21 protein-coding genes are annotated in these 9,030 nt (G+C 32.7%); all 21 read left to right on the top strand.

The features are described from left to right. Nucleotides 1-40 precede the first annotated feature (40 nt). The 21 genes from D7Y06_RS00805 (at nt 41) to D7Y06_RS00715 (ending at nt 8,956) form a co-directional block, all read left to right on the top strand. On the top strand, nt 41-565 hold the full coding sequence (locus tag D7Y06_RS00805) for a hypothetical protein (RefSeq protein WP_120405934.1): 525 nt from the start codon (nt 41-43) through the stop codon (nt 563-565). Between the two features lie 55 nt (nt 566-620). After that, entirely contained in the window at nt 621-1,073 is a 453-nt protein-coding gene (locus D7Y06_RS00800; protein WP_120405933.1) for a zinc-ribbon domain containing protein, read from the top strand. A gap of 44 nt (nt 1,074-1,117) precedes the next feature. After that, a complete protein-coding gene (locus D7Y06_RS00795; RefSeq protein WP_120405932.1) occupies nt 1,118-1,348 on the top strand; it encodes a hypothetical protein in 231 nt (76 codons plus the stop codon). Nucleotides 1,349-1,562: 214 nt separating this feature from the next. Next, nucleotides 1,563-1,751, top strand: a complete 189-nt coding sequence (locus D7Y06_RS00790) for a hypothetical protein (protein WP_120405931.1) — start codon at nt 1,563-1,565, stop codon at nt 1,749-1,751. 34 nt (nt 1,752-1,785) lie between these two features. After that, nucleotides 1,786-2,100, top strand: coding sequence for a hypothetical protein (locus D7Y06_RS00785; RefSeq protein ID WP_120405930.1), 315 nt, complete (start codon nt 1,786-1,788; stop codon nt 2,098-2,100). Between the two features lie 17 nt (nt 2,101-2,117). Next, nucleotides 2,118-2,849, top strand: coding sequence for a hypothetical protein (locus tag D7Y06_RS00780; RefSeq protein ID WP_120405929.1), 732 nt, complete (start codon nt 2,118-2,120; stop codon nt 2,847-2,849). A gap of 111 nt (nt 2,850-2,960) precedes the next feature. Beyond that, nucleotides 2,961-3,164 (top strand): hypothetical protein, encoded by a 204-nt coding sequence (locus tag D7Y06_RS00775; RefSeq protein WP_120405928.1) that lies wholly within the window; start codon nt 2,961-2,963, stop codon nt 3,162-3,164. Nucleotides 3,165-3,249: 85 nt separating this feature from the next. Continuing rightward, nucleotides 3,250-3,453: a hypothetical protein gene (locus D7Y06_RS00770; RefSeq protein WP_120405927.1), complete on the top strand. Its 204-nt coding sequence runs from the start codon at nt 3,250-3,252 to the stop codon at nt 3,451-3,453. A gap of 36 nt (nt 3,454-3,489) precedes the next feature. Next, nucleotides 3,490-3,738: a hypothetical protein gene (locus tag D7Y06_RS00765; protein WP_120405926.1), complete on the top strand. Its 249-nt coding sequence runs from the start codon at nt 3,490-3,492 to the stop codon at nt 3,736-3,738. A 34-nt stretch (nt 3,739-3,772) separates the two neighbouring features. Next, nucleotides 3,773-4,099: a type II toxin-antitoxin system PemK/MazF family toxin gene (locus D7Y06_RS00760; RefSeq protein ID WP_158591177.1), complete on the top strand. Its 327-nt coding sequence runs from the start codon at nt 3,773-3,775 to the stop codon at nt 4,097-4,099. A gap of 1 nt (nt 4,100) precedes the next feature. After that, the gene (locus D7Y06_RS25760) at nt 4,101-4,277 is read left to right on the top strand and encodes a hypothetical protein (RefSeq protein ID WP_158591176.1); all 177 of its coding nucleotides are present in this window, start codon (nt 4,101-4,103) and stop codon (nt 4,275-4,277) included. A gap of 35 nt (nt 4,278-4,312) precedes the next feature. After that, entirely contained in the window at nt 4,313-4,582 is a 270-nt protein-coding gene (locus D7Y06_RS00755; RefSeq protein WP_120405924.1) for a hypothetical protein, read from the top strand. A 47-nt stretch (nt 4,583-4,629) separates the two neighbouring features. Beyond that, complete coding sequence (locus D7Y06_RS25755) at nt 4,630-4,791, top strand: hypothetical protein (protein ID WP_158591175.1); 162 nt, start codon at nt 4,630-4,632, stop codon at nt 4,789-4,791. 4 nt (nt 4,792-4,795) lie between these two features. Next, nucleotides 4,796-5,023, top strand: a complete 228-nt coding sequence (locus D7Y06_RS00750) for a hypothetical protein (RefSeq protein WP_120405923.1) — start codon at nt 4,796-4,798, stop codon at nt 5,021-5,023. A 15-nt stretch (nt 5,024-5,038) separates the two neighbouring features. Continuing rightward, nucleotides 5,039-5,227, top strand: a complete 189-nt coding sequence (locus tag D7Y06_RS00745; RefSeq protein WP_120405922.1) for a hypothetical protein — start codon at nt 5,039-5,041, stop codon at nt 5,225-5,227. 42 nt (nt 5,228-5,269) lie between these two features. Further along, a complete protein-coding gene (locus D7Y06_RS00740) occupies nt 5,270-5,614 on the top strand; it encodes a hypothetical protein (protein ID WP_120405921.1) in 345 nt (114 codons plus the stop codon). 113 nt (nt 5,615-5,727) lie between these two features. Continuing rightward, complete coding sequence (locus D7Y06_RS00735) at nt 5,728-6,657, top strand: hypothetical protein (protein WP_120405920.1); 930 nt, start codon at nt 5,728-5,730, stop codon at nt 6,655-6,657. A 23-nt stretch (nt 6,658-6,680) separates the two neighbouring features. After that, the gene (locus D7Y06_RS00730; protein ID WP_120405919.1) at nt 6,681-7,718 is read left to right on the top strand and encodes a DUF262 domain-containing protein; all 1,038 of its coding nucleotides are present in this window, start codon (nt 6,681-6,683) and stop codon (nt 7,716-7,718) included. A 419-nt stretch (nt 7,719-8,137) separates the two neighbouring features. Continuing rightward, nucleotides 8,138-8,332, top strand: coding sequence for a hypothetical protein (locus tag D7Y06_RS00725; RefSeq protein ID WP_158591174.1), 195 nt, complete (start codon nt 8,138-8,140; stop codon nt 8,330-8,332). A gap of 114 nt (nt 8,333-8,446) precedes the next feature. Beyond that, entirely contained in the window at nt 8,447-8,698 is a 252-nt protein-coding gene (locus D7Y06_RS00720) for a type II toxin-antitoxin system Phd/YefM family antitoxin (protein WP_120405917.1), read from the top strand. A 3-nt stretch (nt 8,699-8,701) separates the two neighbouring features. Then, entirely contained in the window at nt 8,702-8,956 is a 255-nt protein-coding gene (locus D7Y06_RS00715; RefSeq protein WP_120405916.1) for a Txe/YoeB family addiction module toxin, read from the top strand. Nucleotides 8,957-9,030 lie beyond the last annotated feature (74 nt).

Below are 9,030 nucleotides of genomic sequence, written 5' to 3'. Positions count from 1 at the left end.
TGAAAATCAGGATTTCAAGAAGTTAGGAAGGAGAAAAACTATGGAAAACAGAGTTGTGAATTATAAAGGATATGTTATCAGTACAGAGGAGGGGACAGAAAAAGGACTATTTTTCAGGAGCCCTTTACAGGAAGTTAGTTTTGATGCTTACTATAACGAACCTAAAATGTCAGCATGGAAATATTTGCATGATATTAATAATCCTTTTAGAAGGGTTTTTGAAATCCTGATCGGCAATGGGAATATTGTTAAAAATATCAAAGAGTGGTCTAATGATGCGGATTGGGGAGGATTTACAGGGAATATTTTATGCTGTCCGATTTACTTTAAGAGGATATATAGGCGATTGAACACCGTATCAAGTGGAAGTGATGATATTCAGGAAATCAATTCATATGGATATGAGGGTGAATTTGAAATTTGTGCCGGTCATTGCAAAAAGGAAAAAACTATTATTGAAATGAAAAATGGAAGGAAAATCAGAATTAAAAGAGGCGAAGCGTATCATTTCACATATGAACACATTGTAAAAGAAATTATTGATACTGGTGTTGTCGAAGAATAATAGGCAATGAAGTCGGAATTTCATCGAAAAATAAAGGAAAGAGAGGAATAAAAGAATGATTATAGCAATTGGTAAATATATAGGTTCAGTTGGTGAGTTTTATCATGAAATACCTGCTTATGTGGAAAATGGTATTTTAGTATTAGGGCATAATGGTAGTAGCTTAGAGTATGGAGGTTGTCTTGATTCACCTGATAAATATGCGGTGGAAGATTTTGAATATTTTGCAAATCATACTTACAGAGGAAGAAGTTTCTCAACCCCTCACTATTTATATAAAGGAAAAATTCCGTATGAAATAATGGGGGTTTATTCTTCTTCAAAATGTCTTTTGTACACATATCTTATACCTTGTAGAGATGAAACGTATTTTTGCAAATGTAAAGATTGTGGAAAGAATTTTGTACTTGATTGTTATGAGATACCATTTTTTAAAGGTAATGGACTTACAGTGCCCACTGTTAGATGCAAAAGTTGTATTTCAAAGAAGAAAGATAAGAATAAATAAAGGTAATGAAACTCGTATTTCAACTTGGTATATTGGAGGAAAATATGGAAAAGAAAATTGGAACGGCAAACTATAAAGGAGCAGCTTATTTTGGCTTGGTGGAAGGTCAAAAATATATCTTGGATATAAAGGAGCTGGGAGTTGTTGTATATAACTTAAAGGGAACATATATAACAGCAAGTAGAACAGATGCTTTTGATAATATACATGATTTTTGTAAGCATGAAGACAGGAATTGTTTAGCTTGTGATTGTTATCATATATGTAGTTTATAATCTTCCTTATGATGGAGAAGATTATAGGTATGACAGAGAATTGTTTGTGTCGAAAATTAAAGAAGAAAATGAGTGATTGGAGGAAATAAAAAATTGAATAAAATAGATGATGAAAGAATCTTAGATATTATAGAGAAGGAAACAATAGAAGCAGCACATGAAGAATATATGGAAATGGAAAGATTGTATTTGGATGGAGATTTGGAGGTGTAGTGTGGCATTTAAAATTATAGAAAAGAATGGAAAAAGTTATAGGAAAAATATCAATACTACGGGACAATGTGTACATGATCCAGAAATTAGATGTGTATGTTGCAATCCAGAATGTGATCATAATTGTAGTATAGATGATGAATTGGAAGAAGAAATGGAGAATATGTTGGAAAAATTTATATTCTCTTAAAATTCGCATTTCAAGGAAGAAATGAGGTGAAGATATGGCAAAAATAGATGTTATCAATAATAAAATGGCAATGTTTATGGTGTGTGAAGCAATAGGACAAGATAGGGATGTAATAGATATCCAAGCAGATGAAAATGGATTATATGATGTGAAAATTCTGTTCAATGATCAAGAGATAAATGTAGAAAGATTCATTGAAAATTTACAGAGAAATTATCAAGAAGCAGTTAAAAAGCAAGCTGCTGATTTACTGAGTGCAGAATATGATAAGATACTTGGCAAAATTTATGAGATACAAGAGGTGTTAGAACATCATAATAAGATTTTTGAAGAAAAAGTTTATGGTTAGTAGAGGGTGGTGAAAAATTGAACAATATAAATTCAAGAGTGGGAGAAATTGAAAATAATCGTTTTGGAACTGAAATGAAAATTGTTAAGTATGATGGTTATAATGATGTAACTGTTGAATTTCAAGATGAGCATCATTATAGATTGCATACAACATATACCAATTTCAAACGCCACCAAGCATTAAATCCGTATGACAGATCAGTATTTGGAGTAGGATATTTAGGAGAAGGCAACCATAGTACAGGTACTTCAAAGAAAAGAACACAAGAGCATAGAGTATGGAGAGGTATGTTGGAACGCTGCTATTCTGAAAAATATAAAGAAGATAATAAATCCTACTATGGCATTGCTACAGTATGCGATGAATGGAAGTGTTTTCAGAAATTTGCAGAATGGTATAACAACAATAAATATGAAGTAGATGGAAGACTGCATTTGGATAAGGATATATTATATCCAGAAAACAAAATATATTCTCCGCAAACGTGTTTGCTGGTTCCACAGAGAATAAATATGTTATTCATGACAAGACCTAATAAAAGTGGATTACCTAATGGTGTTAGGAAAGAAAGTAAAGGAACATTTTCGGCAGTCTATAATGGAAAAAATCTTGGTAAGTTTGATTCTATAAAAGATGCTGAAACGGCACATTATAAAGCCAAATTGGAAGCTATAAAACAAGTTGCGGAAGAGTACAAAGAAATTATACCTCAAAAAGTATATGATGCTTTGATAAATTGGTCTTAAAATGTACCTTTCCTTTGATGAAAAGTTCTTTTAATTGGACACATAGAATAGTATAATGAAAATATAAACAAATAGATCAAAGTCCTACATAGTAGGCAGAAAGGAAAATATATGGAAACTTTAATTGGATTGGCTGTTATCTTTTGTGTATGCTTTTTACCTGGAATCATTACGAATGTTAAATTTGACAATCGGATGCCACCAGAAGGATATAAAACAGATTACGGTGCAATGAGCCATGATTTAGCAATGGGAAAATCTAAGAATGAAGTGATGAGTAAAGCTAATCGTGGCGGTTACGATGTTAAAAAGTGAATATGGAAGCGAATAGAAAGCCACTGGAAAATAAAATCTGGTGGCTTTTATAGTGGATAAATGATATAATATGGAGGACATAAGTATGAATGACAAATATGAAGTGATAAAAGAGTTTGAATGTCATGGAGAACAGATGGTGGCTGTTAGGATCGAGAATAACGCTCATGTAATGAGTTTAGAGGAATGGCATAAAATTTACGGCAGCAATCATCAAGATAAATGGGCAACTAAAGTTGATTGGAATAGTTTTACACCAGAAGGCGGTTACAAAACAAAAGTATCTTAAAAGGATTATTTGATGGAAAGAATGGAGGAAAATTAGATGAAGAAATTACAAATTGTGCTTGAGGTAGAAGTTGACGAAAAAGAAGTTGTAAATGTAGAGACTGCAGATGGGAAGCATATTACAACAGAAGAATTTGTTAAAGGACTAAAAATTTCAGATAGTGAAAACAGAGATAGCGGAGCTATTAAAATGTTTAATGAAGATGAAGAGTATTATTTGATGAATATTGGAGATGGAACACGTTGCATGAAGAATTCTAAAATTGTTAGTGTCAAAGAGATTTAAGTCTTGAAAGGATTGTTTAATGGAGGGAAGTTATATGAAGAGATTTGAAATATATGCGGCAAAGTTACCGTATGGATTAGAAACAGGAACGTATGTAATTATTTTAGGGAATGGAGTTGTAAACAACGCAATTTTTTGTGCTCCAATTATGTTTGGAAAAAATGATGATGATAAAAATCGTTTTCATATTCAAGCAAACACGAAAAATGGAAGAAAAGGTACTATAATTGCAGAACATATGAATAATTTAGACATAAAAAGAATAAATGGAATGGTTGATGTATTGGCAGAAGACGATTATCAGCATGTCAAAGAAAAGATTGCTGATTTGTATATGCCATTTAACATGGAGAGTGATTAAAATGAAAAGATTATATGTAGTTAAAGATATACCGAAATATCAAGAGGATTGTTCAAGTTATTGTTATGTTGTAAAAGCAGAAACAGAAAATGAAGCTATTAATACTGTAAAGCAAAAAACTGGTCATAGTTGGAATTGGGAAGCCAACTTAACAGATAACACAGAAATATGGGAATGAAATAATAGATTTATGGGAAGGGTGTGGATAATAATATGGGAAAATATATACCTAAATTTGATAAGGATGATCAAGAGCTATTAATTTTAGATACAATTTTTAATGTAGAAGGATGTTTAGAATATGCAATTAAACATAATATGAATGTATTGTTTACAGACACAACAAGTACAAGTTCTGTAAAAGTTATGATGGAATTTCAGAAAAGAGGTTTTATCCATAAACTATATGAAAAACCTTCCTATGCTCCAGACGGCATAGAACTTGAATCAAAAATAATGTGTTTGTTTGAAAAAGCAAAGTAAAAGAGATAGTGGATAAAATCTAAGTTTCAAGTGGAGGCAGATATAATATGATTACATGGAAATGTTTATATAAGTTGGATAAAGAAGAATTGTTAGGAATTATAAATGACATTAAGAACGGTGAAAGTTATACTGTTTTGGGATGGGAAGATACATATCCAACAAATGATGATATTTTGAAGTATGCTGCTGGATGTGGTGTGAGGTGATTGCATGAAATGCGAATGGAGATTTTTTATTATTCTAAATAATGATAATGAAGATATTGTTGAGGGAAAAGAAGTTGCTGGCGATGGTATTCCGGTGTGTAATGATTTTACGGTAGCAAAGTATTTTCTGAGTCCAGAGGAATTAGTAGAATGGGTAAAGAAAAATACTTCATTGGTTTTGGAAGATGGAGAATATCATATAGAAGGGCATTATTTACCTTGTAATGTATAGATTGGAGGGTTTGGTATGGATTTGTATTTATTGAAAGTAAAACACATATATGACGAAGAATTTGAAGAGTGTGGCATCTTTTCATCAAAGACAAAGATGGAAGAGGGAAAGAAGAAATATTTAGCCATAAGGAAGAAAGATTCTTTCAAGGCTGATGAGTTTAGTTTTACATATACAATGTTAAAACTTGATGAGTTATATTAAATAGGCAATGAAATTAGATATTTAAGGAAGGGATGAGGATAAATGGATAAAGAACAATTTATCAAATGGAGAGAAAATGGTGGGAAAATTTATAAATATGTATATGAGGTCGAAGCAGGAAAAGAAGATTTAAGAAAAAGCGAATGTGAAGTAGACGCAGTTTATGAAGACGGGTTTAAAACGTTCGGCTTTGGATATCATATCCCATTTGATTGCTTTGAAAAATGGAAAATGCAACATTGGAGTTCAAATTCATATGAATATTTTATCTTCTTGACTAATGAACAGAACATAGATGATTATTTGGGAGAAATAAAAAAATGTATTGCTGAAGGACTTCAAAAAGAAATAAGGAATTTGCAAAAATCATTGGCATTAGTTGTATAATCAGCACGACAATGTGATATTTAACTAAATACATTAAGGTAGTAAAGCATTTGGAAATAAAAATCCAGATGCTTTTTATTATACAAAAAATACATATTCAAGGAGGTTTCAGTATGAGTGCAGTAGTGGCAATGAATGAGGAAACAAGGAAAATGGAACAGTATAATGATATAGTGGCAAATATTAAGCCGCTTATGACTGTTGGGAAGGGAAAGAATCAGAGAGTGATTACAGGTAGTGCCGTGGTTCCCTTATCTCGTTGTTTTGTAGATGTTAGGTATCAGGGCATGAGAACACATAAGCATCTGAATCGGTTAAAGAATAAATGGGATGAACGAAAGTTGACACCTATTATCTTAGTACCACATCCAGAAGAATACAGATTTGCGGTTGTAGATGGTCAGGGGAGGTGTCTTGTGGCTCCTGAGAAGGGTATGGATCGTCTCAATGCAATTATCCTTATGGACGCTCCTGAAGACTTAGATGAGCGATTAAAATTTGAAGCTGAATACTTCATAGGACAGGATTCAGAAGTGGAAAATGTGAAGCCACTTGAAAAGCATCTTTCAAGGGTAATCATTGGAGACAACGCTGCCGTTTCCTTAGATAAACTTCTGAACAAATATGGAATCAAGTTTGTGTCTACAAAAGGAAATAGAGAAGAATCGGTTCTTGGAAGTTATACAGATACATATTCAATCGTAAAAGTTCATGGTGAGAAGTGCCTGGACTTTATTTTTTCTATTATTGATAATGCTGGATGGAATAAAGAGACAAACGGATATGCAACATTTGTAATGAGGGCATTAAGGGAGGTTTGGATTGCCCATCCGAATGATAGGAAAGAAATACATAGGTATTTGTCAAAGGAATTAAGGCAGATTGACCCTGCGTTATTCAGTGCGGAAGCAAAAGCAAAGTATCCGAAACGTGACCACAGAGTATCATGTGTACTTTATGTGGAAGATTTAGTGTGTGATGGACTCGGAATAGTGAAGAAGATATATGTAGAGAATGGGAAGAAAGTTAAAATCTCAAAATGATTTGGTGAAATGGAGGAAATGTCATGAAGATAATTAAAGGTGCGGATCGTGGAAGAACAGAGTGGACGGCACGGAAACTTGTTGAATTAGTGGAAGACGGAACAGTGAATTTTAACATTGATATTCAAAGGGGTTATGTGTGGAAAGATAATGATAAGAAATCTGCTTTGATTCGCTCTTTGATATTGGATAGACATGTTCCTCCTCTGTATTTCAATAAAGTAGAAGATGTTTACGAGGGAGAAGATGGGAAGCAGAGAACATTAACTATTATTAAATTCCTGAAAGATGAGTTTGAATTGAGTGGACTTGAGGAATTTACAGTGGTAAATGATGATGGAGAAACAGAAGAAATTGATGTCAATGGATACAAATTTAGTGATCTTCCTGAATGTTTCCAGAACGCTATTAAGGAGTATTCATTCGCAATTTGCTATACGGACAATGCGGATCAGGAAGAACAGGCGGATACATTCTATAATCTGAATAATGGTCAGGCATTAAACGCTGCTACGATGAACCGTGTAAAGGCGAAATCAAAGGAACAGATTATCAATCTTGGGAAGCATAAGCTGTTTGCTGATGCTTTAAGTCAGACAGCTTTAGATGGACATGTGAATGAAGATATGGTGGCAAAAGCACATGCAATTCTTAATGATAAGGAAGTTTCTACGGATGCCAAGTGGATTCGTCCATATATGAGAAAGGCAGATATTACAAAAGATGATGAACTTCTTTTAACAGAAGTATTTGATCGTATTTACAATATTCATACCATGATAGAGGATAAGAAAATTGCAAAAAGGATTTATGCCAGAACACATATGATTAGTATTGTGCCGATTGTTGCAGAGTCGCTTAATGAAGGTTATTCAGACAAACAGATGATGGAGTGGTTTGTAAATTTCTTTAGTGGAAAGAAATCTGCCACAACTTCTAAGGCGTATAATGATGCTGCCGGACGTGGAACAGGGAAGAATTCTGCTGTTATGAAGAGGGTGGAAGAAATTAAGAAGGATTATGATAAATATTTTGGAAGTGTAAAGACTTTAGCAAGTTAATTTGTATATTCCACGCTGTATATGTGTTGGATCGTGCTTTATACTTCTTCACGAAAAAGAGAAGTAGTTTATATAAAATGATTGGAGGAAGAATATGAATATGGATGCTTTTTGTGCTAATGATGATGTTTATTGTAAATGTAGAACTTGTAAAGAAAGTCAAATTAATGGTGGAACTTGTAGTCATTGTTTTTGTTGTGTAGACGGAGAAAAATCTATGGATGTTTGTTTGGAATATAATGATAATTAAATATAGTTAAATGACTTTGAAATGATTAAAAATTGAAAGAAGGTGCTTGATTTATGGCTTGGTATGCATTGTATAAATGGTTTATTCCTTGGAGGAAAATTCCATATACAAATTGGATAAATGGTATGGGAAGCACTTATATAGTGAATGGTTCAAGAGTCTTACAGATGTGGAACAGAAAACAGAATTAGAGCGTCAACAAAAGATCAGAGAAGAAAGAAAACACAATACAGAAATTGCACTTGCAAAATTCGGATGGTTATATTCTTTTATGAATGAAGTCACATATGGAAGAATGGATGAGTATATGGAAGTCACAAAACATATGAACAAAATAAGTATTCATTCATCAAAGTATTGGTAATATAGCTTTGAAATCATCGTTTCAACTTGTGATACATAGTTGCACAGAATATTGTACAAAATATTGACAAAACTATGAATATGACATATACTATATTCAAAGGAGAGTGATTGTATGATAGCAACAAATTTTTCAAATGTAAGGAATAACTTCAAAGAAGTTTGCGATCGGGTTGTACATGATTCTGATATCGCAATAATTACGAGAAAAAACGATGAAAATGTTGTGCTTATGTCTCAGGCACAGTATGATAATCTGATGGAAAATCTTCATATAAGGGAAAGTAAAGCGAATTATGAGTGGTTGAAAGAGTCTATCAAGCAAGCTGAAGATGGAAAACTTGTAAATTTTGATGTGGAGGATTAGTTTATGAATGTGTCTTTCACAGAAAATGCTTGGGAAGATTATCTTTACTGGCAAAAGATGGATAAAAAGATTGTCAAGAGAATCAACGAATTGATCAAAGATATAAAGAGAAATCCTTTTGAAGGTGTGGGGAAACCAGAACCACTAAAATATGATTTGGCTAGAAAGTGGAGTAGAAGAATAACGGATGAACATAGGTTAGTATATCAAGTAGAAGGAAGCAATTTAATAGTGTTTACTTGTAGATATCATTATTGATAGTTGTAAGTTGATTAAGGGCATTGGCGTAAATCGTTAGTGCTTTTTTCTTTTTTAATGTAGAAATATAATGT

The organism is Roseburia sp. 1XD42-69 (assembly GCF_003612565.1).
In the GTDB taxonomy this organism is placed as follows: domain Bacteria; phylum Bacillota; class Clostridia; order Lachnospirales; family Lachnospiraceae; genus Roseburia_B.
The sequence above is the reverse complement of the archived record's forward strand: the minus strand, read 5'-3'. Positions and strand labels throughout refer to the sequence as shown.